The 25,425-nt window shown below is 71.5% G+C and carries 28 protein-coding genes; 11 read left to right on the top strand and 17 right to left on the bottom strand.

Annotation, left to right across the window (positions count from 1 at the left end):
• Window positions 1–32 precede the first annotated feature (32 nt).
• Window positions 33–752 carry a hypothetical protein gene (locus tag ACIBR0_RS17210; protein WP_396716615.1) on the top strand — a complete coding sequence of 240 codons (720 nt, stop codon included), beginning with the start codon at window positions 33–35 and terminating at the stop codon, window positions 750–752.
• A 729-nt stretch (window positions 753–1,481) separates the two neighbouring features.
• The gene (locus ACIBR0_RS17215; RefSeq protein ID WP_396716617.1) at window positions 1,482–3,284 is read left to right on the top strand and encodes a BTAD domain-containing putative transcriptional regulator; all 1,803 of its coding nucleotides are present in this window, start codon (window positions 1,482–1,484) and stop codon (window positions 3,282–3,284) included.
• 8 nt (window positions 3,285–3,292) lie between these two features.
• Here the strand turns inward: ACIBR0_RS17215 and ACIBR0_RS17220 are convergent, their stop codons facing one another.
• The 5 genes from ACIBR0_RS17220 to ACIBR0_RS17240 form a co-directional block, all read right to left on the bottom strand.
• On the bottom strand, window positions 3,293–3,568 hold the full coding sequence (locus ACIBR0_RS17220) for a hypothetical protein (protein ID WP_396716619.1): 276 nt from the start codon (window positions 3,566–3,568) through the stop codon (window positions 3,293–3,295).
• Between the two features lie 47 nt (window positions 3,569–3,615).
• The gene (locus tag ACIBR0_RS17225; RefSeq protein ID WP_357040435.1) at window positions 3,616–4,047 is read right to left on the bottom strand and encodes a hypothetical protein; all 432 of its coding nucleotides are present in this window, start codon (window positions 4,045–4,047) and stop codon (window positions 3,616–3,618) included.
• Window positions 4,048–4,218: 171 nt separating this feature from the next.
• A complete protein-coding gene (locus tag ACIBR0_RS17230) occupies window positions 4,219–4,923 on the bottom strand; it encodes a VOC family protein (RefSeq protein WP_396716621.1) in 705 nt (234 codons plus the stop codon).
• A gap of 143 nt (window positions 4,924–5,066) precedes the next feature.
• Complete coding sequence (locus tag ACIBR0_RS17235; RefSeq protein WP_396716623.1) at window positions 5,067–5,885, bottom strand: endonuclease domain-containing protein; 819 nt, start codon at window positions 5,883–5,885, stop codon at window positions 5,067–5,069.
• Window positions 5,886–6,127: 242 nt separating this feature from the next.
• A complete protein-coding gene (locus ACIBR0_RS17240; protein ID WP_396716624.1) occupies window positions 6,128–6,706 on the bottom strand; it encodes a DsbA family protein in 579 nt (192 codons plus the stop codon).
• A gap of 234 nt (window positions 6,707–6,940) precedes the next feature.
• Between ACIBR0_RS17240 and ACIBR0_RS17245 the strand changes: the two genes are divergently transcribed.
• The 5 genes from ACIBR0_RS17245 (at window position 6,941) to ACIBR0_RS17265 (ending at window position 11,999) form a co-directional block, all read left to right on the top strand.
• Window positions 6,941–8,224 (top strand): ABC transporter substrate-binding protein, encoded by a 1,284-nt coding sequence (locus ACIBR0_RS17245; protein ID WP_396716626.1) that lies wholly within the window; start codon window positions 6,941–6,943, stop codon window positions 8,222–8,224.
• A gap of 76 nt (window positions 8,225–8,300) precedes the next feature.
• On the top strand, window positions 8,301–9,302 hold the full coding sequence (locus ACIBR0_RS17250; protein WP_396716628.1) for a carbohydrate ABC transporter permease: 1,002 nt from the start codon (window positions 8,301–8,303) through the stop codon (window positions 9,300–9,302).
• 1 nt (window position 9,303) lies between these two features.
• Window positions 9,304–10,137 carry a carbohydrate ABC transporter permease gene (locus ACIBR0_RS17255; RefSeq protein WP_396716629.1) on the top strand — a complete coding sequence of 278 codons (834 nt, stop codon included), beginning with the start codon at window positions 9,304–9,306 and terminating at the stop codon, window positions 10,135–10,137.
• Window positions 10,138–10,146: 9 nt separating this feature from the next.
• Complete coding sequence (locus ACIBR0_RS17260) at window positions 10,147–11,352, top strand: ABC transporter ATP-binding protein (protein WP_396716631.1); 1,206 nt, start codon at window positions 10,147–10,149, stop codon at window positions 11,350–11,352.
• A 245-nt stretch (window positions 11,353–11,597) separates the two neighbouring features.
• Complete coding sequence (locus ACIBR0_RS17265) at window positions 11,598–11,999, top strand: DUF805 domain-containing protein (protein WP_396716633.1); 402 nt, start codon at window positions 11,598–11,600, stop codon at window positions 11,997–11,999.
• A gap of 120 nt (window positions 12,000–12,119) precedes the next feature.
• Here ACIBR0_RS17265 and ACIBR0_RS17270 read toward each other — a convergent pair whose 3' ends face one another.
• Entirely contained in the window at window positions 12,120–12,320 is a 201-nt protein-coding gene (locus tag ACIBR0_RS17270; protein ID WP_396716635.1) for a DUF397 domain-containing protein, read from the bottom strand.
• Entirely contained in the window at window positions 12,308–13,108 is an 801-nt protein-coding gene (locus ACIBR0_RS17275; RefSeq protein WP_396716637.1) for a helix-turn-helix transcriptional regulator, read from the bottom strand. Before ACIBR0_RS17275 ends, ACIBR0_RS17270 begins: the two co-directional genes overlap by 13 nt.
• Before the next feature lie 167 nt (window positions 13,109–13,275).
• Here ACIBR0_RS17275 and ACIBR0_RS17280 point away from each other — a divergent pair, with 167 nt between their 5' ends.
• Entirely contained in the window at window positions 13,276–13,611 is a 336-nt protein-coding gene (locus tag ACIBR0_RS17280) for a hypothetical protein (RefSeq protein ID WP_357034349.1), read from the top strand.
• Window positions 13,612–13,668: 57 nt separating this feature from the next.
• Here the strand turns inward: ACIBR0_RS17280 and ACIBR0_RS17285 are convergent, their stop codons facing one another.
• The 7 genes from ACIBR0_RS17285 to ACIBR0_RS17315 form a co-directional block, all read right to left on the bottom strand.
• Window positions 13,669–13,815: a hypothetical protein gene (locus ACIBR0_RS17285; RefSeq protein WP_396716639.1), complete on the bottom strand. Its 147-nt coding sequence runs from the start codon at window positions 13,813–13,815 to the stop codon at window positions 13,669–13,671.
• A gap of 149 nt (window positions 13,816–13,964) precedes the next feature.
• Entirely contained in the window at window positions 13,965–14,669 is a 705-nt protein-coding gene (locus ACIBR0_RS17290; RefSeq protein ID WP_396716641.1) for a hypothetical protein, read from the bottom strand.
• A 116-nt stretch (window positions 14,670–14,785) separates the two neighbouring features.
• The gene (locus tag ACIBR0_RS17295; RefSeq protein ID WP_396716643.1) at window positions 14,786–15,271 is read right to left on the bottom strand and encodes a hypothetical protein; all 486 of its coding nucleotides are present in this window, start codon (window positions 15,269–15,271) and stop codon (window positions 14,786–14,788) included.
• Window positions 15,272–15,454: 183 nt separating this feature from the next.
• Window positions 15,455–15,655, bottom strand: a complete 201-nt coding sequence (locus ACIBR0_RS17300; RefSeq protein ID WP_396716645.1) for a DUF397 domain-containing protein — start codon at window positions 15,653–15,655, stop codon at window positions 15,455–15,457.
• The gene (locus ACIBR0_RS17305) at window positions 15,643–15,957 is read right to left on the bottom strand and encodes a Scr1 family TA system antitoxin-like transcriptional regulator (RefSeq protein ID WP_396716647.1); all 315 of its coding nucleotides are present in this window, start codon (window positions 15,955–15,957) and stop codon (window positions 15,643–15,645) included. Before ACIBR0_RS17305 ends, ACIBR0_RS17300 begins: the two co-directional genes overlap by 13 nt.
• Window positions 15,938–17,188 carry an acyl-CoA thioesterase/bile acid-CoA:amino acid N-acyltransferase family protein gene (locus ACIBR0_RS17310; RefSeq protein ID WP_396716649.1) on the bottom strand — a complete coding sequence of 417 codons (1,251 nt, stop codon included), beginning with the start codon at window positions 17,186–17,188 and terminating at the stop codon, window positions 15,938–15,940. The genes ACIBR0_RS17305 and ACIBR0_RS17310 overlap by 20 nt, the downstream gene beginning before the upstream one ends.
• A gap of 135 nt (window positions 17,189–17,323) precedes the next feature.
• Window positions 17,324–18,055, bottom strand: a complete 732-nt coding sequence (locus tag ACIBR0_RS17315) for a YsnF/AvaK domain-containing protein (protein ID WP_396716651.1) — start codon at window positions 18,053–18,055, stop codon at window positions 17,324–17,326.
• Window positions 18,056–18,199: 144 nt separating this feature from the next.
• On the opposite strand from ACIBR0_RS17315, the gene malQ reads away from it, so the two are divergent.
• Window positions 18,200–20,176: a 4-alpha-glucanotransferase gene (gene malQ / locus ACIBR0_RS17320; protein ID WP_396716653.1), complete on the top strand. Its 1,977-nt coding sequence runs from the start codon at window positions 18,200–18,202 to the stop codon at window positions 20,174–20,176.
• A gap of 2 nt (window positions 20,177–20,178) precedes the next feature.
• Here malQ and ACIBR0_RS17325 read toward each other — a convergent pair whose 3' ends face one another.
• Window positions 20,179–21,279: a winged helix DNA-binding domain-containing protein gene (locus ACIBR0_RS17325; protein WP_396716655.1), complete on the bottom strand. Its 1,101-nt coding sequence runs from the start codon at window positions 21,277–21,279 to the stop codon at window positions 20,179–20,181.
• Window positions 21,280–21,397: 118 nt separating this feature from the next.
• Here ACIBR0_RS17325 and ACIBR0_RS17330 point away from each other — a divergent pair, with 118 nt between their 5' ends.
• On the top strand, window positions 21,398–21,796 hold the full coding sequence (locus tag ACIBR0_RS17330) for a DUF4190 domain-containing protein (RefSeq protein ID WP_396716657.1): 399 nt from the start codon (window positions 21,398–21,400) through the stop codon (window positions 21,794–21,796).
• A 181-nt stretch (window positions 21,797–21,977) separates the two neighbouring features.
• On the opposite strand, the gene ACIBR0_RS17335 is transcribed toward ACIBR0_RS17330, so the two are convergent.
• Window positions 21,978–22,466 (bottom strand): GNAT family N-acetyltransferase, encoded by a 489-nt coding sequence (locus tag ACIBR0_RS17335; RefSeq protein ID WP_396716658.1) that lies wholly within the window; start codon window positions 22,464–22,466, stop codon window positions 21,978–21,980.
• Window positions 22,467–22,569: 103 nt separating this feature from the next.
• Here ACIBR0_RS17335 and wrbA point away from each other — a divergent pair, with 103 nt between their 5' ends.
• The gene (gene wrbA, locus ACIBR0_RS17340) at window positions 22,570–23,187 is read left to right on the top strand and encodes an NAD(P)H:quinone oxidoreductase (RefSeq protein WP_396716660.1); all 618 of its coding nucleotides are present in this window, start codon (window positions 22,570–22,572) and stop codon (window positions 23,185–23,187) included.
• A gap of 86 nt (window positions 23,188–23,273) precedes the next feature.
• Here wrbA and ACIBR0_RS17345 read toward each other — a convergent pair whose 3' ends face one another.
• The gene (locus ACIBR0_RS17345) at window positions 23,274–25,196 is read right to left on the bottom strand and encodes a chorismate-binding protein (protein WP_396716662.1); all 1,923 of its coding nucleotides are present in this window, start codon (window positions 25,194–25,196) and stop codon (window positions 23,274–23,276) included.
• Window positions 25,197–25,425 lie beyond the last annotated feature (229 nt).

Raw genomic sequence — 25,425 nt, forward strand, 5'->3', positions numbered from 1 at the left:
CCATCAGCAGTTCCAGGTTCCTGTACCGGGCGGTGAAGTGGCATGATGAAGCTGTGATGATTCCTGGTTACGAGGACCTGCCGCTGGTCGACGGTGTTCACCTGCTGGGTGACGCCCGGTTCTGGCCGACCTATTTGTCCGCCTCCATGGCTTCGGGCGATGACTCACTGGTTACGGCGGCGTTCGAGGTCGATCAAGCAGATTGTTGGGATTACTTTCGTCGCCTGACGGACCCTGAGGCCTGGCCGGTGTTTCGGCTTGGGTTGCGCGATGGGCACGAAATCGACATCGTATACCGGAACGTCCCCGGAGCCGGGGGAACGGAGTTCGTCATGTGTCGGCCCGGCGGGGAGTACAAGGTGGACTTGGCTAACGTGGGGGGCCACGAGTTCCTACCAGGGCTGAGTTGGCCGGAACTGATCGCTGCCGCGAGTTGGTCGACTGCGTCGTACGGAGTCATCGAACCGGACGCCCGACTTCTGCTGTTGCTGCCTGCGTTCGGGGACGCGGATCTGCCGGCGGGGGCAGCGGCCAAGGTGGCTGCCGCGTTGAAGAAATGCGGAGCCGGGGCAGGGGCTGGTGAACTGGCCGAATGGCTGCTAGAGGAGCCAGAGGATTGGCCGCATTGGCGCAGGGAGGGCGACGGCGCCCTCGTTTGTGGTGGGCGCTACAGTCGGCGCAATCCCGAGGGTCCGGCCGGGCACACACGCGCTGATCTCTTGGAGATCACCTCGGCACTCGCTGCCGGCTGACCGCCGTTGTCGTATAAGACCAATAAGGTAATTCCAGCGACGCGAGTGTGTTATTCGGTACTCCAGGCTGGATGTTGACCTGGGTTGTGCGGGGCTCGATGCGGTGTGAGAATGAGGGCAGCCATTGTCGAGCATGGACGGTTGTGTGGACTGACCATGACGCGGCTATGGCTGCCACATCATGATAGGCGCTCAGGGTGCTGACTGGGCCGTAATGCTGGCGTATGGAAGTTTACCTCGATGATTCGCGCCTGACGCTGACGCCTTCCGCTCGGCGCATCTGGCCGTCTGTCGCGGCAGCGGGCGTGGTCTCCTGGAGTCCTCCGGGTGTTGGGACAGCGGCTGAGTTGATCAGCCGGGGGTGGGGCGGGGTCGTTCGGTCTACGGGTCTGTCGCGCGCTCTTCGATCACCTGGAGGATCTTCAGGGCAACGAATAGCATTGGAATCGAACCACGCGGAGCGAGCCAGGGCTCGTTGATTCGCGGCGACCCCGGCACTTGAGCTGCAGACCGAGGCGATCAGCCAACGTGCCGCTGATTGCGATCGGTAACCACGCGTCTGCCATCGATGATGTGGACTGGAGCGTTCATGTAGGCCGTTTCGTTACACGGACACGCCGTCTTCTGGGATTGAGATTGGTCACCATTCCCTGTTATCGATGTCTCTTGTTGCTGTCCGCGACCGGCACATAGCCTGAGCGCGCTCAAGTTCAACGGGGGAGCGACAACATGCAGGTGGACCTCAGGCTACTCGGCCGGATGCAACTGTTCATCGAGGGTGTCGACGTCACGCCCGGAGCGGCGAAGCGGCGGGCCGTCCTCACCGCCCTGGCGCTCAACGCCAACCGCTCGGTGTCGCTGAACCGTCTGTCCGAGGTTGCCTGGGGTGACGTGCCCCCGCCGTCCGCGGTGGCCAACCTGCGGTCGCACGCGATGGGACTGCGCCGGGTGCTGGGTGACCGGTTGCTCGCCCGCTCCAATGCGTACGAGCTGTGCCTGGCCGGCGAGGAACTCGACGTCGACCGGTTCCAGCGGCTGGCCAGCGAGGGCCGGGGCGACCTGGCGGCCGGGAAACACCGTGCGGCGGTCGCGACGCTAACCGCTGCACTCGACCTGTGGCGCGGACCGGCCGGTGACGGCCTGCCGCCCGGGCCGCTGCTGGACGGTCACTGGGCCAGTCTGGAGGAGCAGCGCCTCCAGGTGTTCGAGGAATGGGCGCAGGCGCGCCTGGCCGTCGGGGAACACGGCGGCCTGCTCGGGGACCTGCGCCGCCACCTAGCCGCGCATCCGCTGCGCGAACGCGCCTGGGCTCAGTTGATGCTCGCCCACTACCGGTGCGGAGACGTGCCGGCGTCCCTGACCACGTATCGGGAGGCTCGCGCGGCGCTCGACGAACATCTGGGCGTCGAACCAGGGGAGGAGCTCGTGGCGCTACATCGGGCCATGCTCGACCGCTCGGTCGATCTGAACACTCCGAGCCGGTCGGAAGGCGAGGATCGCGGCAACGCACCCGTCGTACCCCGGGAACTGCCCGCGAACCTCACCACGTTCGTCGGCCGTACGCGGGAGGTGGCGGACGTGGTCGCGGCCGTGCGCGGCGGGACGCCGGCCGCCGTGGTCGTCAGCGGGCCGGCCGGCGGCGGGAAGACGGCGCTCGCGGTACGCGCGGCGCACGCGGTGGCCGCCGAGTTCCCGGACGGTCAGGTCTTCGTCGACCTCGGGCCCCGACCGTCGATGACGGCCGGCGAGGTGCTGGGCCGGGTGCTGCGGGCCCTGGGGGTGCCGGCCGCCGAGGTGCCGGAGGACGTGGACGAGCGGGCCGGTTGGTTCCGCTCGCGCGTCGCCCACCGGCGGATGCTGCTGGTGATCGACGGGGTGACCGCGGCCGAACAGGTGCGACCGCTCATTCCGGCCGGGCCCGGCCCGGCGCTGATCGTCGTCGGCCAGCGTCGGCTGCACGGGCTCGACGGCGCCACGTCGGTCGGGCTGCGACCGCTGACCGCCACCGGCGCGCGGGCTCTGCTGGCCGCCCACGTCGGGGTCGACCGGCTGGACGCGGAGCCCGCCGCCACCGCCGGGCTGATCCGGCTCTGTGCCGGCTCGGTGCTGGCCCTGCGAATCACCGCGTCGCGGTTGGCGAGCCGCCCTGAACTCGCGGTCGGCGTTCTGGTCGGGCAGGCGCGTGACGCGCAGGCACGGCTGGACCTGCTGGCGTTCGGCGACCAGTCGGTCCGGGCGAGCCTGGCGACTGGCATCGCTGCGGTCCGCTCCGCGGATGAGGTGGCCGGCCGGATCCTCGCCCTGCTCGGGGAAACGCCCGAGGCGACAGCCGTCCCCGACCGTACGGCGGCGCGGCTCGGCGTCTCGGCCGAGCGGGTGTGGCATGCGCTGGAGGACCTGGTCGACGCACACCTCGTGTACCGCGACGAGCCGGCCGGGTACCGGTTACCCGCACTGGTCGACGACTACGCGGCAGAGCTGGCGGCGGCGCGGTCGGTCGGCCGCCGGATGATCCCTCCGATGGCGGCGTGACGCCAGGTTCAGGAGGATGCGCCGCGCACGATGGCCACCGCCACACGGCAGAACTCGTCCATGTCCGGGTTGAAGCCGGCCGCGATGTCGGGGTGCAGGCCGGCGCGGGTCTCGTCCAGCAGCCGCTGGCAGACCTGCTCGATCGGCTCGCCGGCGTAGCTGGCGCGCACCCGTTCGGCGGCGGCCTGCAACGCCGAGGTCAGCTGGTCCTCCAGCGGGCCGCGCAGCTTTTCCTGCACCGGGTCGAGCCCGCGAGGGTCCAGCGTGACATGTGGCTCCGACATCGGTGCTCCCTTCGTCGGCGTCCGCGGTACCCCACCGCGGACGTCGGTCAAACCCCGTGCGGGACGGCGGCCACCCGCACCTGGTAGGAGAAGTCCTCCGCCGGCTCCTCCCGGTACGACAACTTCCGGATCTGCCGGTCGTCGCCGTAGAGGGCGACGTCCACCAGGACGCCGAGGTGGGCCAGGCCGATGCTGGCGACCCGCTTCTTGTCCTGGAGCACCGCGCACACCCCGCCGAGCAGGGTGCTCGCGTCGGAGGTGCGGTGCCCCGGCGGGCAGCGCAGCACGAGGTCCACCTCGACCGGCCCGGACAGCGGAGTCCAGCCGGTGCGCTGGGCCGCGGCGCAGGCCGCCTGGAGCAGGGCGCGGACCCTCGTCGCCTGCCGGTGACCGGCAGCGAAGATGGACAGCGCCTCGGTCTTGACCGGTGGCAGGCCGCTCACCTCGAACGTCAGGGCGAGAGCGCGGGTGTCCTGCACGACGGCACCTCCTCGTGGGGTCGATCCTGCCCAACCGGTGCCGTGGCGGTGGGAGTTCCCGCGAGAACCAACCGATCGGGCGGACTGGGGTCGGCCGAGGCGTGGTCGACGTCGGTGGCGAACGCGCAGGTAGACGCTAATCCACCCGATGGGTGTCGGGTAACCGCCCGCTCACTCGGTGGGACGCGGCGGGAACGCGCAGAACTCGTTGCCCTCCGGGTCGGCAAGAATCCACCAGGAGATGGCGTCGTCCGGCTCCCGCAGCAGGGTCGCGCCGGCCCGGATCAGCGCCGTCGGGTCGTTGTCGACGAGGTCGACGTCCCAGTGCAGGCGGTTCTTCACCGTCTTGCGCTCCGGCACGGGGTCGAAGACCCAGTACTGCCACGGGAATCCGGCGGCGCCCGTGAGGTAGGCGTAGCCCTTGTCGCTGGTGTGGGCCGTGCCCCCGACGACGCGCGACCACCAGGCGGCCTCGGCGGCGGGGTCCGCGCTGTCGACGACCAGCTCGAACGGGCCGGGCCGCTCGCCCTCGCGCGGCCCGAACGCGCAGAACAGGTTGCCCTCCGGATCGGCCAGCACCCACCAGCTGATCTCCGCGTCCGGCTCGCGGACCACCCGCGCGCCGGCCTCGACCAGCGCCGCCGGGTCCGCGTCGGGCAGCCTCAGGTCCAGGTGTACGCGGGTCTTGACGGTACGGGGCTCCGGCACCCGGTTCACCCAGATCGACTCCGCGCCCGCGCCGGTCCGCCCGGGGTCGACCCGCACGTCACCGTCCCCGAGGTCCACGACCTCTGCGTCGAGGATCCGCCCCCAGAAGGCCCCCAGCGCGGGAGCGTCGGCAGCGTCCAGACAGAGATCCTTGAACCGCGCGATCATGCCCCCATCCTGCCCCACCCCCCACCCCACCGCACCGCACCCCGCCCGCGGGCCGCTGCGGGCGACAACTTCGGGGAAGGTGCTGCCTCCGGCGCGGGGGAGGCGACATCTTCCCCGAAGTTGCGCCCCAGGTCCGGCCGTCATCAGCGCTTGCGGGTGCGGATGGCGTGGCGGACCTCGGTGAGGAAGCCGTCGAAGTCGGTCGCGAAGCGCTTCGAGGTCAGGTGCAGGACGATCCAGTCGTCACCGACCAGGCGGTTGAGCCGGCGCCGATCCCGGTGGAGCTGTGCCGGGTCGTGGTGCCAGATGCCGTCGTACTCGATGGCGATCTTCCACTGGGGCCAGGCGAGGTCGAGTCGGGCGACGAAGCCGCCGTCACGGTCGACCACGAACTGGGTGACCGGGGCGGGCAGGCCGGCCAGGGCCAGCCGGACCCGCAGGCGCGACTCCGGTGGTGACTCGGCACCGCCGTCGGTCAGTTCGGCGACCCGGAGCATCCGCTTCCAGCCGCGCTCTCCGGTGTGCCGGCGTGCCCGCTCGCTCAGCTGCGCCGGGTCGACGAGCCGGCGACGGACGAGAACGTCGACGAGGGCGACGGCGTCCTCCACCCGGAGCCACTGCGCGAGATCCCAGCAGGTGCGTACCGGCGTGGTGACCGGAACGCCGGCCCGTCGGACCACGTCGGTGCCGGGCAGGCCTGCGGTGTGCACGGCCAGACCGGCCACCGGACCGAATCGTCGGGCGGTGGGCACCAGGACGTCGAGTGGCTCGTGTCGCTCGATGCGTCCGGCTCCGAACAGGGCCGCGGCACTTCGCCCGGCGATCGCCGCATCGGGCGGGATCAACCACCGTGCCGCTGCGGCACAGCGGGCCGGATGCGAGACGACGAGCCGGGCGTCGGCGTAGACGTCCTTGAAGACGGGCCGCCACGCGCTGCTCCGAAGCTCAGCGCGGGTGAGCACCCCCCGCGAGACGACCTCCGACCCCCGAAAAATGCGCCCCCGCAAAGCCGAAGGCCGCCGAGGAGGAAAAGGCATCCCCCCACCCTGCCCGCCACCGGGCCCCCTCGTCCGCCCCTGTGGACAACCCCCGAACGCGGGGGATCGCGAGCAACTTCGGGGAAGTTGCTGCCTCCCGGCGCAGAGAGGGGACAACTTCCCCGACGTTGCGCGCTCCTCGCGTCGGTGGCGCGCGTACCTCGCGGTCAGTGGCGGGCGCGCTTCACCTCGTGGAACAGGGGCATGCGGATCAGGGGGAGCAGGGAGTCCCAGATCGTGAGGGCGTCGTCGGTGCCGGGAACCTCGGTGACGATCGGGCCGTGGATGCCGCGGTCGGCGCCCGGCACCATCAGCACCGGTGAGCCGATGTCCGGGCCGGCGGAGGCGTACGCGAGGGCGTGCGACTCGCGTACCGCCTGGTCCCAGCTGTCGTCGTCGAGCGCCGCCGCCGCGTCGCGGAGGCCGGCCGCCTCGACGGCCGCGTCCAGGACCTTCGGTCCCGGAGGGTCGCCCGCGTCGTGGGTGCGGGTCCCCAGTTCGGTGTAGAACCGGCCGGCGTCGTCGTGGCGGCCCTGCGCGCGCAGCGCCTCCACCAGGCGCAGCGCCCGGCCCGATGCCTCCAGCGCCTCGGCGAACTGCGGTGCGATCTTGCCCTGGTTGAGGATGGCCAGGCTGAACGCCCGCCACTCGATGCGTAGGTTGCGGGCGTCGGCGACGGCGACGAGCCAGCGCGAGGTGCGCCAGGTCCACGGGCAGGCGGGATCGAAGAAGAACGTGGCGTCCATTCGGCGAGCCTACGGTCGGAAACGGCGGCGCGCAGCGCGGTGATTCGCGCCACACCGGTGACTGTCGGTTCCGTCTCGGCAGCGCAAGGTTTCGGGACTTCGCAGGTCGGGCAGTGTTGGGGCCACGAAACGCCCGGGGCTCGACGGAATGCCTGGTCAACGCCCCGCCGTCTCGCCGTGCGCCGGGGCACGGAAAGCCTCTCCCCGGCCTCGCCGAGAAAGAGGGGAGGGGTGATGAGCGACCCTGACAAGACCCGACGCCGGACGCGTGTACGCGCGCTGGCGGCGGCCGCGACGTTGACGTTGGTGGCGCCCATGGCCGCGTGCGCTTCCGGTGACGGAGACGGCGGTACACCCACGATCAACCTGTACTACCCGCCCGAGCAGAACCTGCAGAAGGTGGTCGACGACTGCAACGCGCAGGCGCAGGGACGGTACAAGATCGCCTACCGGGTGCTGCCCCGGCAGGCCGACGAGCAGCGGGTGCAGATGGTGCGTCGGCTCGCCGCTCAGGACACCGGGATGGACGTGCTCGGCCTCGACGTCACGTGGACCCAGGAGTTCGCCAGCGCGGACTGGATCCTGGAGTGGACCGGGGAGAACAAGGCGGAGGCCGAGGCAGGCACCCTCGAAGGACCGCTGGACACCGCCCGGTACGAGGACAAGCTCTACGCGGCGCCGAAGAACACCAACGTGCAGCTGCTCTGGTACCGCAAGGACCTCGTCCAGGAGCCGCCGACGACCTGGGACGAGATGATCAAGACGGCCCAGGACCTCAAGCAGCAGGGCAAGCCGTACCAGGTGCTGACCATGGGCGCCCAGTACGAGGGCCTGGTCGTCCTCTACAACACCCTCGCCGAGAGCGCCGGCGGCCGGATCCTCAGCGAAGACGGCGAGCAGGCCGTCATGGACGAGGGCACGGTGCGGGCGCTGGAGCAGCTCAAGGCGTTCGCCACGTCGGGCGTTGCCTCGCCGTCGTTCAGCAACGCCACCGAGGACCCGGTGCGGCTGGAGTTCCAGTCCGGCGGCGGCGCGTTCCAGGTGAACTGGCCGTTCGTCTACCCGGCCCTGCAGGAGGCGAACCCGGACCTGGCCAAGCAGGTCGGCTGGGCGCGCGTCCCGGGCATCGACGAGGGCACCCCGAGCAAGGTCACCATCGGCGGGGTGAACATGGCCGTCAGCGCGTACTCGAAGCACCCCGAGGAGTCCTTCGAGGCCGCGAAGTGCATCCGCAACGAGAAGAACCAGAAGTTCTCCGCGATCAACGACGGCGTGCCGCCGACCATCGAGAAGGTCTACGACGACCCGGAGATGGCCGAGGCGTACCCGATGAAGGAGACCATCCTCGAGGAGCTGAGGGAGCCGGCGGTCCGTCCGCTGACCCCGGCGTACCAGAGCATCTCGACCGTCATGTCGGCGATCCTGTCGCCGCCGTCGGGGATCGACCCGCAGAGCACCGCCGACGAGCTGCGCTCCGCCATCGCCGACGCACTCGTGTCGAAGGGGGTGCTGCCGTGAGCGAGCGCAGCGATCGAACCATGCGGCTCAGCGCCATCGAGGCTCGTGGCGTCGCCGACCGAAGGGAGGGGACGGCATGAGCATCAACGCCACGCCGGCGGGCGCGGACGTGACCGCCGACGAGACCGCCGCCCGCTCGACCGGCCGGCACGCCGCCGTGCCGGCGCAGCGGACCGGTAGGGCCCGGAAGGCGCCGCTGAGCGAGAACAAGCGGGCCGAACGCAAGCTCGGCTGGCTGCTCTGCGCCCCGGCCGCGCTGGTCATGCTGCTGGTCACCGCCTACCCGATCCTGTACTCGATCTGGCTGTCGATGCAGCGCTTCGACCTGCGTTTCCCGGCCGAGCGCGAGTTCATCGGGCTGGAGAACTACGTCACCGTGCTCACCAACGAGTTCTGGTGGACGGCGTTCGGCGTGACCATGCTGATCACGGTGGTCACCGTCGCCGTCGAGTTGGTGCTCGGCATGGGCCTCGCGCTGATCATGCACCGCACCCTGGTCGGGCGCGGCATCGTCCGGACCGCGGCGCTGATCCCGTACGGCATCGTCACGGTCGTCGCCGCCTTCTCCTGGCGGTACGCGTGGACGCCCGGCACGGGTTACCTCGCGAACCTGTTCAGCGAGGGCGCGCCGCTGACCGAGCGGGCCAGCTCGCTCGCGATCATCATGCTCGCCGAGATCTGGAAGACCACCCCGTTCATGGCGCTGCTGCTGATGGCGGGCCTGGCGCTGGTGCCGGAGGACCTGCTGAAGGCCGCCTCCACCGACGGCGCCACCGCGTGGCAGCGGTTCACCAAGGTGATGCTGCCGGTGATGAAGCCGGCGATCCTGGTCGCGCTGCTGTTCCGCACCCTGGACGCGTTCCGGGTGTTCGACAACATCTACGTGCTGACCGCGGGCGCCAACGAGACCTCGTCGGTCTCGATGATCGCCTACAACAACCTGATCCGGGGCCTCAACCTCGGCATCGGGTCGACGATGTCGGTGCTGATCTTCCTCACCGTGGCGATCATCGCCTTCATCTTCGTGAAGCTGTTCGGTACCGCTGCCCCGGGCAGCGACGACGGGGAGAGGCGCTGACATGGCTGACACCACCACCAAGGCCAAGGTGCGCTGGGGCCTGCTCGACCTGATCGTGGTCGTCTTCGCGCTGGTGCCGGTGCTCTGGATCGCCTCGCTGTCGTTCAAGACGCCGGCGACGCTGACCGACGGCAAGTTCTGGCCCCGCGAGTGGACGCTGGACAACTACCGGACGATCTTCCAGACCGACCAGTTCGTCCGCGCGCTGGTCAACTCGATCGGCATCGCGTTGATCGCCACGCTGATCGCGGTGGTCCTCGGCGCGATGGCCGCGTACGCGATCTCCCGGCTGGACTTCCCCGGCAAGAAGCTGCTGGTCGGCGTCTCGCTGCTGATCGCGATGTTCCCGCAGGTGTCGCTCGTGTCGCCGCTGTTCGAGATCGAGCGGCAGCTCGGCCTCTTCGACACCTGGCCGGGCCTGATCCTGCCGTACATCACCTTCGCCCTGCCGCTGGCGATCTACACGCTGTCGGCGTTCTTCAAGCAGATCCCCTGGGACCTGGAGAAGGCGGCGAAGATGGACGGCGCGACGCAGGGCCAGGCGTTCCGCCGGGTCATCGCGCCGCTGGCCGCGCCGGGGCTGTTCACCACGGCGATCCTGGTCTTCATCTTCTGCTGGAACGACTTCCTGTTCGCCATCACGCTGACCTCCACCGAGCGGGCCCGTACGGTGCCGGTCGCGCTGTCGTTCTTCACCGGCGAGTCGCAGTTCGAGGACCCCACCGGGGCGATCTGCGCCGCCGCCGTGGTGATCACCGTTCCGATCATCCTGTTCGTTCTCTTCTTCCAGCGCCGCATCGTGTCCGGCCTGACGTCCGGCGCAGTCAAGGGATAGGTGGTAGTCGTGGCTGACATCGTGCTCGACAAGGTGAGCAAGAAGTTCCCGGACGGCACCGTCGCGGTGGCCGACGTCGACCTGGAGATCGCCGACGGCGAGTTCGTCATCCTGGTCGGCCCGTCCGGCTGCGGGAAGTCCACCACCCTGAACATGATCGCGGGCCTGGAGGACATCAGCTCCGGCGAGCTGCGCATCGGCGGGCAGAAGGTCAACGACAAGGCCCCCCGGGACCGGGACATCGCGATGGTGTTCCAGTCGTACGCCCTCTACCCGAACATGACGGTCCGGGAGAACATGGCGTTCCCGCTGCGGCTGGCGAAGCTGGACAAGGAAACGATCAACCAGAAGGTGGACGAGGCCGCGAAGGTCCTGGAGCTGACTGCGCTGCTGGACCGCAAGCCGGCCAACCTCTCCGGTGGGCAGCGCCAGCGGGTCGCCATGGGGCGGGCGATCGTCCGGCAGCCCAAGGCGTTCCTCATGGACGAGCCGCTGTCCAACCTGGACGCCAAGCTGCGGGTGCAGATGCGGACCGTGGTCTCCCGGCTGCAGAAGCAGCTCGGCACCACCACCGTGTACGTCACCCACGACCAGACCGAGGCGATGACCCTCGGCGACCGTGTGGTGATCATGCGGGGTGGCGCGATCCAGCAGGTCGGCCCGCCGCAGGAGCTGTACGACCACCCGCGCAACCTGTTCGTCGCCGGCTTCATCGGCTCCCCGTCGATGAACTTCCTGCACGCGGCGGTGGAGGACGGGAAGCTGCGGACCGCCCTGGGTGACGTGCCGATCGGCGAGCGGGTCCGCCGGGAACTGGAGAGCGCCGACGCCCCGCGGGAGCTGATCCTCGGCATCCGGCCGGAGCACTTCGAGGACGCCGAACTGGTCGACGACGACACGCGCCGGCGCGGCATGGAGTTCGAGGCGCCGGTGGAGATCGTCGAGTCGATGGGCTCGGACAAGTACGTCTACTTCACCGTGGAGGGGGAGCGGGCCAGTGCCGCCGAGCTGGAGGAACTGGCCGCCGACGCGGGCGCGGACTTCACCGGCGGCGGGGCGAACCTGGTGACCCGGCTGTCGGCCGAGTCCCCGGTGGCCGAGGGGCAGAACCGGCGGGTGTGGTTCAACCTGGAGAAGATCCACCTGTTCGACCCGACCAACGGCCGCAACCTCACGCTGCACGAGGGCCGAGCGGCCGGCGCCCTCGCCGACTGACGAGATCCGCGGGCTGCCGTCGGCAGCCAGCAGTTTCGGGGAAAGTGCGGCCTCCGCGACATGGAAGGCAGCACTTTCCCCGAAACTGCGTCCGGGCGCTGAACGCCTACCACAGCGAGGAAGTACCAGTCGGCCGCCACAGGTCTGAGAAATTCTCGCTGGTCGGCCGTTGATCTTCGGGGGGCGATCTGCTTGGCTGCGTCCGCGATGACCTCGCACAACCTCTCGAAAAACCGGAGACAGTTATGTCCTTCATCGACGCGATCAAGTCGGTTCTCACTCAGTACGTCGGCTTCAAGGGCCGGGCCCGCCGGTCGGAGTACTGGTGGTTCGCCCTCTTCAGCTTCCTCGTTTCCCTGGTCGCGGGCTTCCTGGACGGTGTACTGGGAATGTCCCTCGGAGAGGGCGGGTCCCTCGGCGTTCTCGGCCTCATCGTCAGCCTGGCGCTCCTGCTGCCGACGCTGGCGGTCGCCGTGCGACGCCTGCACGACACCGACAAGTCGGGCTGGTGGCTGCTGATCGGGTTGGTGCCGTTCGTGGGCGCCATCGTCCTGCTGGTGTTCTTCGTGAAGGACGGCACACCCGGGACGAACCGCTTCGGCGACGACCCCAAGGCCGAGACGCAGGCGGCACCCAGCTTCGCCTGACCCGGTCGAGAAACCTGACCGCCAGGTTCGAATCAAGCGGGCTGGCCGGTTCGCCTACGCACCGGCCAGCCCGCTTGTGCGAAGAGGACGGTCGGCGCCGCCACCCGGAGTTGCGTGATGTCAGCCGATCGGGCCGACCCGCTTCGCCAGGTCCACGAAGGACCGCCACGACGCGGAGGTGAGGTGAAGGGTGCCGCCGTCGCGGTCCTTCGTGTCGCGCACCAGTACGACGCCCGGCAGGTTGTCGGCCACCTCGACGCACGCGCCGCCGTTGCCGCCGGACCTGCTCGACTTGCGCCACCGGGGGGTCAGTACATCCATGACTTCGCCGCTTCCTTGATCCGCTCGATCGACTTCCGGCGGGGGAGCGCCTCGTTCCGCACGATCTCCCACGTCTTCGACAGCTTAGCGACATCCGCCGGGGCATCGACGATCTGCGCCTTGAGCTGGTTGTCGGCATAAGCCACCCGCTCGCCGTCCGGCAGTTCGGCGATGATGAACTGGCCGGCCAGGCCCAGGTACATCCCGGCGTCCGCCGGCACGACGTGCAACTGGACATGCTCCCACGCCGCCAGCTCGATCAGACGCTCGCACTGCTCCAGCATGAGTCCCGGCTGGTCGATCACCGGCCGGCGGAGCACCGCCTCGTCGATGACGGCGATGAACTGCGGCGGCTGGTCCCGTTCCAGGATCGCCTGGCGGTCCCGCCGGGACGCCACGTTCCGGTCGATCTCCTCGCCGGTGAACCGGCCGCCGCTGAGGGTGGCACGGGCGTACCGTTCGGTCTGGAGCAGGCCGGGCAGGTAGGACACCTCGAACCAGCGCAGCGTGGTCGCCTCCCGCTCGAACTCGATCCACTCGCGTAGCCACGGCGGTGCGGTGTCGAGCTGACCCAGGTCGCGCAGCATCCGGGCGAACCGCTCCCCGGTCCGGTACGCGGTGTCGACCGCCGTCATGTACTCCCTGGTGGGCGGCCGGCCGCCGGTCTCCACCGAGCTGACATGGGACCCCGAGTAACCGATGGCGCGGCCGAAGTCGTCCTGGCTCAGCCCGAGCTCGGCCCGGAACAGGCGCAGCTCGCTGATGATGTACCCGGCAGCGGTCCCCATCGATTCCCCATCTCCTGCTCGTCCTCGCCGACGTGCTCCCCATGACTGCTCGGCTGTATCGCTGACCTGCGCGGATGCCGGGAGCGCGTATCGACGGTAGCGGTGTCCTCAGCAGACTGTCACGAGGCTGGACCGCAAGCCAGCCCCGCCCGCAGAGGAGACCGCCGGTGATCTTCACGCAACTGCCGCAGCCGAGGCTCGGCCCGTACCCGGAGCACCCTCGCCACCGCACCGAGGGCGAGCCGCCGCACACTCCACTGCGGCCGGTCTGGGCCTGCCGTGCGTGTGGCCAGCCGTGGCCGTGTCCGGTGGCCCGCCTCATGCTCAAGGCCGAGTTCGAGGGGAGGTACCCGACCCTGTCGATCTACCTCGCCGGTCTGCTGTACGAGGCGATGCACGACCTGTACCACCTGAACCCCCACGACGGGCCGAGCCCGCGGGACCTGTTCAGCCGCTTCGTGGGGTGGGGACCGTTCCGCAGACCGCCGACGAGTGCACCGTGAGCCCGACCGGCGGCGAGCGGTCACCGTCCCCGTTCGGCATTCGCGCCGCCGCCCCCGTCAGCCGTCGCCGACGTGGTCCTCCAGGACCGTCAGGAGGCGGTCCACCCGGTGGTCCCGTGCGCCGAGCCGCTGCCGGACGGCGGAGTCGAGCGCATCGACCAGCCTGCCGGCCTCCCGGAGCAGCGCCGTACCGGCGTCGGTCACCCGGATCGGTGCGGCCCGGCCCCGCCCGCGCTCCGCTCGACCAGCCCGCGGGATTCCATCTGCCCGGCAGGGAGGACATCCGCGAAGCATCGCAAGGCCTGCGCCGAAGAGCAACTGGCCCACCTGCGTCCTGTCATCGGGCGGCGCGCTCACGCATCCAGCACGGTGAGCCACTCGGCCGTCCGGGGGCGGTAGCCGTGTCGGTCCATGAGTCCCCGCACGATCGCTGGCACGTGTCCAGCACCGTAGACGACCGCGACGTCGATCCGTTCCGACGAACGCGTACGGACAAGCTCGGACAGCGCGGCAAGCAACCGCTCATCACGGTTGCCGCCGAACGTGCGCTCGAAGTGATCAGTGAACTCGCTGTCGGAGTACGTCTCGTCCTTCGCGCTGGGCAGGTCGTTCAACTCGACCTCAGGCGAGAGCAGCCGCCGCGTGCCCCCGAAGAACTGGGCGACGACCACGATGGGAACGACACACCACATCAGTAGCCGGTATCGCAGCGGCATGGCTCGCCAGCCCTGGGCGAACTCCGCCGTCGTCACGTCCGCATTGAGCAGCTCGACGCCGAGCGACTGGTACGCGATGTTGTCGACCACCAGTCCGGAACTTCTATTGGCTGGCATGACGCGGTAGGTGAGCGTGATGGCCCACGTCAGTACCGAGCGTCCGCTGATGCCTTCGACGACGAGCAGGTCACACTGCCGGAGCCGTTGCGCCACCGCCGCGTAGAACTCCGGGCTCGCCACATGAAGCATGGGGAACAGCACGAACTGCAACTGGCTGCCGGGGCGCCGAAGGCGCAGCACCGCAGAACGGGTCCCGATGATGCTGTGCTCGATGATCTGCATGCCCGTCCGTCCGGAGTCTGCCGGCACTGAGCTTCACAAGGTAGGCCCGGACAGCAAGCCAGGCGCGCACATCGTGGCAGACGAGGATGTCCAGCCGACAGGTCCCAGCGGAAAGATCAGCCGTGTGCATGACTGATCAGCGCCTCTCTGAGCGCGTCGAGCAGTCCTCGGCTGAAAGGGCTGTCCGCGTCCGGCGTCACGATGGTGACCAGCGACAAGCCGGCGGTGACCAACGTCGCCGCGTACGGCTCGAAGCCGAATCCCCTTCGTTCGTAGGGGTTCTCATTGAGCTGGATCTCGACCGCCGGCTGGCTGGCGGGCTGGTAGAGCACCGCGAACGGTCCCTCGGCGTGCTCCATGAGCGAGTAACCCACATCGTCCCAACGCCGTTCCATCTCCGCATCGCGCGCGACGTACACCTCACCTGCGCCGACCGGCACCTGCTCACGTGTGCTGCGCCATGGAAGAAACGGCCCGATGTACTCCCCGCCCAAGGCGACCAACATGTCCGGCCATCTGCGGTGCAGGCCGTCCAGCATCGCCCGGATGCCGGCGTCGACTGGCCCACTGGTGATGAGAACAGTGTCGTAACCCGTGATCATCTGCGCTCCGCTCGGCCGCGGATCCGTCCGCTCGCCCCTGCTGACACGGCACGCGTCATGTTCGCGCCCGTTCTCCGGAGACGATGATCGCACTGAAGATCGTCTGAACGACATCCTCGACCGATACGACGAAGCAGGCCCCCAGCAGCCGACGCTGCGGGGCCTGCTTGTGTTGCCGGGAAGTCAGCCCACCGGGCCGATCCGCTTCGCCAGACCGACGAACGACTGCCACGATGAGGGGGCGAAGTGGAGGGTGCCGCCGTCGCGGTCCTTGGTGTCGCGCACCAGCACGACGCCCGGCAGGTTGTCGGCCACCTCTATACAAGAACCGCCGTTGCCGCCGGACCTGCTCGACTTGCTCCACCGGGGGATCAGTGCATCCATGACTTCGCCGCCTCCTTGATCCGCTCGAGCGACTTCCGGCGGGGGAGCACCGCCTCGTCCGACGGCGATAACTGCGGCGGGCGGTCGCGTTCCAGGATCGCCTGCCGGTCGCGCCGGGACGCCACGTTCCGGTCGATCTCCTCGGCGGTGAACCGGCCGCCGCTGAGGGTGGCGCGGGCGTACCGCGGGGCCGGTCTGGGCTTGCCGTGCGTGCGTGTGGCCAGCCGTGGCCGTGTCCCGTGGCCCGCCTCATGCTCAAGGCCGAGTTCGAGGGGAGGTACATCAGCCAGCCAGGAAGGCAAGGACCTTCGGCCAGCTGTCGTGGCGAGCCGAGGCGTCGGCCTCGCGGGTGCCGCCCAGCCTCCTGACGACGTCGGTGCCCGGAGGGATCGTCGACGTGCCCGCGGCGAGGTACGGGAAGCTGCCCACACCGTGGCCGGCGTCCGGATAGACCAGGGCCTGGTGTGCGGCGGCGACCCGGGCGTCGTCGAGGCGGCGCATGATCCGGCGCGCGTGCGCGGCGGACCGCCAGACCTGGTCCTCGCCACCGGCGATGGCGAGGACCGGACCGGCCACGTCGGTGACCGGGATGGCGGTCCGCGGCACCGGGACGCCGCCCTTGGTCCAGGCGTGGCCCCCGTGGGGAAACCCGGACCAGACGGCGTCGCTGGGCGCGTACAGGATGGTGCCGCGGACGATCTCGGGGTAGGACCCGGCCAGCAGCAGCGCCGCTTCGGAGCCGCGGGAGTAGCCGTTGACCACCACCCCTCCGGGGTCGGCCCCGGGCTGCGCACGCAAGAAGCGCGCCGCCGTCACGAAGTACTCCAGCGGTATGTCGCGCAGAGTCTCGGGCAGGCCGGGCGCGCCGAAGTAGGCCAGCGCCAGCGCCGGGTAGCCGTGCGAGGCGAGCAGCGCCGCGTCGTACTTCCGCCCCACACCGCCCTCGGACCCACCGAGGAGCAGTACGCCGGGGCGGCTCACCGCGTTCTCGGGCGGCAGGAACAGGACGCCGGCCACTCCGTCAGCATCGAGTGCCAGGGTGCGGTGGGTCACGCCGGGCGCGGTCCACCGCCGGGTCACGGTGCGCGTCGCGATCTCCCGCCCGGCGACGGTCACGGTCAACCGGACCTCGAACGCCCCGGCCACCTCCGGGTACCCAGGACTGAACCACTCCTGGTCCGGATCGCCGGTCGGTGGCCGCATCGACCAGAACAGGCCCATGCCGTCGGCGCCACGGTAGGAGCCCGACACGGACGCCGACCGATCGAGGTCGACGACGCCGTCGCCGTCCGCCGCGAAGGTCGCCTCCCCACGCCAGGAGCGACCCCGGGCGTCGGCGGCCTGTGACGCGACGGTGACGGTCTCGCGGGCCCGCAAGCCCGACACCCGCACATGAACGGCCTGATCAGCCAGAGCGGTCTCGGCATCCACCTCGATCGTGGCCTGGGTCGAATGCCGCGGTGAGCACGCCGTGGCGCCACCACTGACGACCACGACGGCGATCAGACCGACCAGCCCACGCCGAATGCCCATGCCGCGCATGGTAGGTCTCCACGGCAAACGCCGCGGCCCGGCCCACCGCCGCGATCCCGGTCGGCTGAACCCGTCGGCGAGCGGCGTGCGGGCGGGTGGGCCGAACCGGCCCACCCGCCCGTGACGCGTCTGTCGTCAGCGACGTCGCCGGCTCGCCTCCGGGATGTCCGCCTCGATCCGTTCCCGCCGGATCTGCTCGTCGACCGGCTGTTCCTCGACGACCTCGTCCTTGGCCAGGTGGACCCGTTCGACCGGCACCGACTCCTTGGCGACCACCGGCCGCTCGGCGCGCAGGATCATCTCCTGCTCCGCCTCCCCGATGTCGGCGCGCGTCCGCCGTGCGTCGCCGGGGGCGATGGGCTCCCGCTCGACGTACACCTCGTCGTGCTCGACCGGCACGGTGGTGTGGACGTCCTCGGTCACGACGTACTTGCGCAGTCGTACCCGTCCGGCCGGTTCGCTCTCGGTGCCGACCCGCAGCCGCTCCTCCGACCTGATCAGGTCACCGCCGGCGGAGGGTGCCCGCCCTCGGGCGGTCGGCGGTGTCTGCGGTACCAGGTTGTAGTGCGCGAAGAGCTGTTGGAGCTGCGCCTCGCCCAACGGCTCGTCGGCACCGGCGTCCACGGCGGGAGCGTTCTTCACGGTGGACGTGTCGTACCCGACCGTCAGCCCGCCGTCGCCGATCCGCGCCTTGTCGAGCGGCGCCATGGCCTCCTTGCGGCCCATCCCGCTCGCCTTCACGCTGACCCAGGTCGGCTCGCCCGCGGCGTCGGCCCAGATCTGACCCACGTTGCCGATCTTCGAACCCGACCGGTCCTTGACGTCCTGCCCGTACAGCGAGTTGGCCTGCTGTGCGTTGAGCCTCATGGGTTTCCTCCCTCTCGTGTCACGGCCTGGATACCCGCCCGGCCGGAGCGGTCACGTCGATGGCGCGCCGGATAGGAGCAGTACTGCGTGGACCCGCACCACGTGGCAGGGTGGGGCCGTTGGGGCTGGGGAGGTGGATGGGACATGGATCGAGAACTGGCCGCCCTGGCCCGGGCGCACGGCGTGGCGACCTCGTACGAGGACTGGCTGCACCGCCGGGTGGAGGTGGCGCCGGAGACCGTCGTCGCCGTGCTGGGGCTGCTCGGCGTGGACGCCACCGGCCCGGCCGCGATCGCCGACGCGCTGGCCGAGGTCGAGGCGCGCGACCCCGAGGCGCTGCCCCCGACGGTGGTGCTCACCGCCGGCGCCACCCGCCCGCTGCCCGGCCCCGCCACGGTGCTGCTGGAGGAGGGCGGCACCCGCCGCGTCGACGGCGAGCTGCCCCGGGACCTGCCGTTGGGCTGGCACCGGTTGGAGTGCCAGGGTCGGGACGTGCCGCTGGTGGTGGTGCCGCGCCGGCTGCCCGAACCGCCCGCGGCCTGGGGATGGATGCTCCAGCTCTACGCGCTCTGTTCGGAACGGTCCTGGGGCATGGGTGACCTCGGTGACCTGACCGAGTTCACCGACTGGGCGGGGCGCACCGGCGCCGGACTGGTGCTGCTGAACCCGTTGCACGCGCCCGCGCCGACGCACCCGGTGACCTCCTCGCCGTACTCGCCGTCCAGCCGGCGCTTCACCAACCCGCTCTACCTGCGGGTGGCCGACACCTCCGCGTACCGGGCGGCGGACCCGGCGACGCGGGCGGTGGTGGACGCGTTGCGCCCGGACCGCGGCGACCTCGTCGACTACGACGCGGTCTGGGCCGCGAAGCGGCACGCCCTGAAGCTGCTACGGCCCTCCGGCGAGCCGTTCGACGCCGACGCCGACGAGGACCTGACGGCGTTCGCGACGTGGTGCGCCCTGGCCGAGCGGCACGGCGCCGACTGGCGCCGCTGGCCGATGGAGCTGCGCCGGCCGGACGCGCCGGAGGTGGCGGCCGAGCGGGAACGCCTCGCCGACCGGGTGGCCTTCCACGCCTGGTTGCAGCACCTCTGCGACGCGCAGCTGGCGACCGCCGCCGACGCGGCGCGGGCCGCCGGCATGCCGGTCGGCATCGTGCACGACCTGGCCGTCGGAGTCGACCCGGGCGGGGCCGACGGGTGGCAGCTCGCCGACGTGCTGGCCGAGGGCGTCCGCGTCGGCGCACCCCCGGACGACTTCAACCAGCTCGGCCAGGACTGGGGGCTGGCCGCCTGGCGTCCCGACCGGCTCGCCGCCACCGGGTACGCGGCCTACCGCGACATGCTGCGCCGGGTCCTGCGGCACGCGGGCGGGTTGCGGGTGGACCACGTCGCCGGGCTCTGGCGACTGTGGTGGGTGCCGCCGGGCGCCGGTGCGGCCGAGGGCACGTACGTCCACTACGACGCCGACGCCATGCTCGGCATCCTCGCCCTGGAGGCGCACCGGGCGGGAGCGGTGGTGGTCGGTGAGGACCTGGGCACGGTCGAGCCGGCCGTCACTCGTGGCCTGCGCGAGCGCACCATGCTCGGCTCCACCGTGCTCTGGTTCGCCCGCGACGACGACGGTGGTTTCCTCCCGCCGGCCCGCTGGCCGCGTACCGCGCTGGCGACGATCTCCACCCACGATCTGCCCACCGCGCGGGGCTTCCTCAGCGGGGAGCACGTGCGGGTCCGTGCCGAACTGAAGCTGCTCGCCCGCGACGTGGCCACCGAGCGGGAGCGCGCCGAGACCGAGCGGCGGGAACTCGTGGCGATGCTGCGGGCCGAGAAGCTGCTCCCGGAACCAGCAGAGGACGCCGCGTCGCCGTCGGACGAGGAGATCGTGGAGGCGCTGCACGCCGCGCTGGCGGCCAGCCCGACCCGGTTGCTCGCCGCGTCCCTCTACGACGTGCTGGGCGAGGTGCGCCAACCGAACATGCCGGGCACGGTGGACGAGTACCCGAACTGGCGGCTGCCCCTGCCGGCGTCGCTGGCCGAGATCCGTGCCGACCCGCGGGTCGCCCGGATCGCGGAACTGCTCACCGCCGGCCGTCCCCGCCCGGCAGGCGAGGACAGCGCCTGAGCTCAGGCGGGCCAGCCGACCTGCAGCTCGCGGTCGAGGAACGCCGCGTAGCGACCCAGGGCCCGCTCCACCCGGCCGCGCTGCCGTGCGTCCAGGTCGACCAGCGGGTGGATGGTCACCGTCACCCGTGTCGGGCCGACGGTCCGCTTCCACGTGCCGACCACCCGGCCGGCGCGTACCACCGTGGCCTGGAAGACGCCGTTGCCGCCCGGCACGATCGCGCCGGCGTGCGCCGGGTCGAGCATCAGCGCCCGGTCGCGGTAGCCCAGCAGGTACTCGTCGAAGCCCGGGAGCACCAGCAGGTCGTCGACCGGCCGGGGCGGCGCGTCGAGCAGGGCCGGGTCCACCGACGCCGGCTCCCCGTCGACGGCCACCTCCGCCAGGGAGTCACCGGCGGCGGCGAAGGCGCGCCGCGCGTCGGTGAGGGTCAGCCCGGTCCAACCGGCGAACTCCCGGGCGGTGACCGGGCCGTGCCCGCGCACGTACCGCAGGGCGAGCAGGGCCAGCGCCTCGTCCCGCTCCGGGCGGAGCGGTGCCGGCGCCCACTCGTCGAGCAGCGCGAAGGACTGGTCCGCGCCGGCGAGACAGGTGACGCCGCGAACGCTCGCGTACCACAGCAGGTGGTAGCCGCGCTGCCCGCCGGTGGGGATGCCGGCGGCCTCCAGCGTGGCCAGGCACTGCGCGCGGGTCAGCCGGCCGCCGCCGGCCAGCGCGGTGCCGAGCACCTCGGCCGCCCGGTCCGCGTCGGCCTCGGTGAGCCCGAGCGCGGCCCGCCGGGTCGCGGCGCCGGCCAGCAGGCGTACGCCGGTCAGCTCCAGCATCCACCGGGCGTCGGCGGGCGGGACCAGGTGGACGGTGCCCCGCATCGGCCAGGTGCGCAGGGCATCCCGGCGCTCCAGCGCGGCCCGTACGTCCGCCTCGGACAGCGCCGGCAGCCGGACCCCCAGCGACCACAGGCCGCTCGCCAGGTCCTGCGCCTGCATGGCGCCGAGCCACTCCACCACGTCGGACACGCCGTCCATGCGCCTGGTGGGGCGGGGCCGCAGCAGCAGGCCGGTCATCCGCAGCGCGAGTGCCGCGCGTGGGGTCAGGTCGACGGTCACCGTCCTCCTCCGGGTCGCGGTCAGCCTAGGACCCGGCACCGACACCGAGGCATAGGCCGCTTCCGAGGGGGGATGCGGCGCGCGGAGGTATGCGCGCCAGCGCACGGGAGGGAGCGACATGACTGCGTACAACGAGCCGGCCCGGGGTGCCGGCGCACCGACCCGCACCGAGCGGCGCGGGGGACCGGGCACGGCGGCGAAGACCAGCGCCGCCGCCACCTTCGCACTGGTCTTCGGCGTTGCCGCCCTGATCAGCGTGCTCACCGCGATCCTCGCCTGGATCGGCGTGGTGCTCGCCATCATCGGCGTGATCCTGGGCATCGTCGGCCTCAAGATGGCCCGCCGTCCGGGTGTGACCGGCCGGGGAGTGGCGATCGGCGGTCTGGTGCTGAGCGTGCTCGCCCTGCTGATCGGACTCGCGCTCGGCGCGGGCGTCACCACGTTCCTCAACAACGAGGGCGCGGTGGACCGGCTCCAGCAGCAGGTCGACGACCTGCGGGACCGCATCGAGCAGTGACGGGGTCGCGACCCCTGATCGCGCTACGCCGGCGACGGTGCCGGCGGAGCGCGATCCCCCGTTCAGGTCGACCGGCGCGGGGGCGGCCGTCGTACGGCCGGCGCCGGTGCGACCAGGATCCCCGCCCGTGGCACGGCGGGAGCCGATGCCGGCCGGAACTTGCGGAAATCTTGAGCCACGGTCACAGCTGTCGATGCATGACCAGCAGGTCCACGTACCCCTGCGTCGGGTGCCGAAAGCCTTCCGGCACCCGGCCGACGACGGTGAAGCCGAGCGAGCGCCACAGGGCCACCGCCCGGGTGTTGGTGGCCACCACGGCGTTGAACTGCATGGCCCGGTAGCCGTCGACGCGGGCCTGCTCGAGCACGTACGCGCCGAGCGCCCGTCCCACCCCGCGCCGGCCGGCGGCGGGATCCACCATGAAGCTCGCGTTGGCCACGTGGTCGCCCGGCCCGAGCTGGTTCGGGGTGAGCTTCGCCGATCCGAGCACCGTGCCGTCGGCGTCGACGGCGACCACGGTGCGGCCCGGCGGCGGCACCATCCACAGGGTCCGGGCGTGCTCGTCGCCCACGTCGCGCGGCCACGTGTACGTCTCGCCGGCCGCCACGATCTCGCGCAGGAACGGCCAGATCCGGGGCCAGTCGGCGGGGCTCGCCTCCCTGATCTCCATCTGCCGATCATGTCACCCGGTGCCTCCCACCAGGCCGGCGTTTGACGCGGCAAGTAACGGGAAGTCGTCGGGGCTGATCCGATAATCGAGGAGGGGACATTCGATGGCTGCCCAGACCAAGGTCGCGGTGATCTACTACAGCGCGACCGGCATCACGTACCAGATGGCGCAGGCGGTGTGCGAGGCCGCCGGTGAGGCCGGCGCCGACGTGCGGCTGCGCAAGGTGCGCGAGCTGGCGCCGGACGAGGCGATCCGCTCCAACTCGGGGTGGCAGGCGCACCACCTGGAGACCCAGGACGTGCCGGAGGCGCAGATCGACGACATCTCCTGGGCCGACGTGGTGATCTTCGGATCCCCGACCCGGTACGGCATGATCGCCGCCCAGCTCAAGCAGTTCATCGACACCACCGGACCGCTGTGGGCGCAGGGCGCCCTGGTCGACAAGGTCTACTCGGGGTTCACCTCGACCGCCACCTCCCACGGTGGCCAGGAGACCACGCTGGTCTCGCTGTACACGATCATCCACCACTGGGGCGGCATCGTGGTCACCCCCGGGTACACCGACCCGAGCCAGTTCGTCGCCGGCAACCCCTACGGCGCGTCGCACACCAGCAACAACGGCGAGATCGCGCCGGACAGCATCGCCCTGGGCGCGGCCGCGTTGCAGGCCCGGCGGGCGGTTCAGATCAGTACCGCGCTGAAGAAGGGCATGGCCGGCTGAGCGTGGAGGCGACCGGCGTTCCGTGCGGGGGCTCTCGGCCCGCCCGGAGCGCCGGTCGCCTCCACCGGTACCCGTGCCGGGAGCGTCTACGCCCGTTCCGCCACGGCGGACCGCGATCCCGCCGACGGGGCCGGGAGCAGACCGTCCAGCAACTCCGCCAGGACCGCGACACCGTCGGGGCTCAGCACCGACTCCGGATGGAACTGCACCCCGGCGAAGCCGTCGCCGCGCACCGCGTGCACCGCGCCGTCGGCGCCGTCGCGGGCCACCGCCACCGGCCCGTACGCGGTGGCCAGCTCGTCGGCGCCGGCCCAGGCGGTGAACGTGGAGTAGAAGCCCACCCGGCGGGGCGTGCCGAACAGCGTGACCTCCCGCTGGAGCCCCTGGTAGGGCGCGTCCCGGCGGTGCAGCGGCAGCCCGAGCAGCCCGGACAGCAGCTGGTGACCCAGGCACACCGCCAGGGTCGGCCGGCGCTCGGCCAACAGGCCGGTGAGCAGCCCGCGCATCGCCACCATCTTCGGGTCGTCCGGGCTGCCCGGGTCGCCGGGGCCGGGGCCGACCACCACGAGGTCGTACGCGTCCACCGGCCCGGTCACGTGCCACGGCCGCACCTCGACGGCGAGGCCGAGCGCGCCGAGCTGGTGCGCCAGCATGCCGGTGAACGTGTCCTCGCCGTCCACGATCAGTGCCCGCCGCCCGGCCAGCCCGGGGCGCCCCGGCGCGTCCGCGGCCCGCTGGTCCAGCCAGAACCGGGCCAGCGGCGCGTTGCGGGCGGCCAGCGCGGCGCGTACCTCCGGGTCGTCGGCGAGCCGGGGCGCGGGCCCGGGTCCCGGCGGGGCCGCCTGCGGCCCGAGACCGAGCGCCGCGAGCACGCCGGCGGCCTTGGCGTGCGTCTCGGCCACCTCGCCGGCCGCGGTCGAGTGGCGGACCAGCGTCGCACCGACCGGCACCCGCAGCTCGCCGTCGGGGGAGATCTCGGCGGTCCGGATGAGGATCGGCGCGTCCAGCGTCTGCCGGCCGGCGTCGTCGTGGCCGAGCAGGGCCAGCACGCCCGCGTAGTAGCGCCGGCCGGTGCGCTCGTGCCGCGCGATCACCCGGCACGCGTTCTCCATCGGGCTTCCCGTGACCGTGGGCGCGAACATCGTCTCCCGCAGCACCTCCCGGACGTCCCTCGTGCCGCGGCCCGCGAGCAGGTACTCGGTGTGCGCCAGGTGGGACATCTCCTTGAGGTACGGGCCGACCACCTGACCGCCGTGCTCGGCGACGGTGGCCATCATCTTCAGCTCCTCGTCGAGCACCATGTACAGCTCCTCGACCTCCTTCGGGTCGGCGAGGAACCGCAGCAGCGCCGCCCGGTCGGCGCCCGTGCCACCGTGCCGGAAGGTGCCGCTGATCGGGTTCATCATGACCAGTCCGTCGTCGACGCTGACGTGCCGTTCCGGGCTGGCTCCGACGAGGATCCGGGTGCCGGTGTGCACGAGGAACGTCCAGTACGCCCCCCGCTCCCGCACCAGCAGCCGGCGCAGCGCGGCCAACGCCGCCACCAGCGGGGGCCCCTGCACGGCGGCGCGCAGCGTGCGGTGGACGACGAAGTTGGCGCCCTCGCCGCGACCGATCTCCTCGGCCAGCACCCGGCCGACTGTCGCCGCGTACTCCTCGTCGGTCACGTCGAAGGCCGCGCCCGACGTGACCACCGGGACGTCGGGCAGCGCGTCGAGCACCTCGGCCAGGTCGACCCGCTCGTGCCGGTCGATCTCCAGGCACTCCAGCGGCACGCCGTCGTCCACGCAGGCGAAGCCGCGCTCGGCGACCTGCCGGTACGGCACCAGCGCCAGGGTGCGGGGGCCGGTGGCGTCGGTCGCCAGCGGGATGTCGGCGAGCCGGTCCACCGCGCGGACGGCGCCGGTGAACAGGTCGACGTGGTCGGCGCCCTCACGCTTCACGAGCGCGAACGGACCGACCGCACCGGGGCGCGGGGCGGCGGCGATCAGCTCGGACAGGTGGGTCATCGGGTCTCCTCGGGCCGGGAGCCGCCCGTTCGGGGCGACCGCTGGGCCGGAAGGAAGACCGGCGGCCGCCTCGTCGGGCGGCCGCGTTGGGGAAAGCTACGCGCGGGGGGTGGCCGCCGGGTCGGCGGGCCACCAGCAGGTCGGGTGCGCGAGCATGCGCCCACCCTACGCGCTGGGCGTCGCGCCCGGAAGCCGGTCGGCGTGGAGTCGTCCGGCGGCAGCCCGGCCG

The organism is Micromonospora sp. NPDC049497, assembly GCF_044465805.1.
Lineage (GTDB): Bacteria > Actinomycetota > Actinomycetes > Mycobacteriales > Micromonosporaceae > Micromonospora.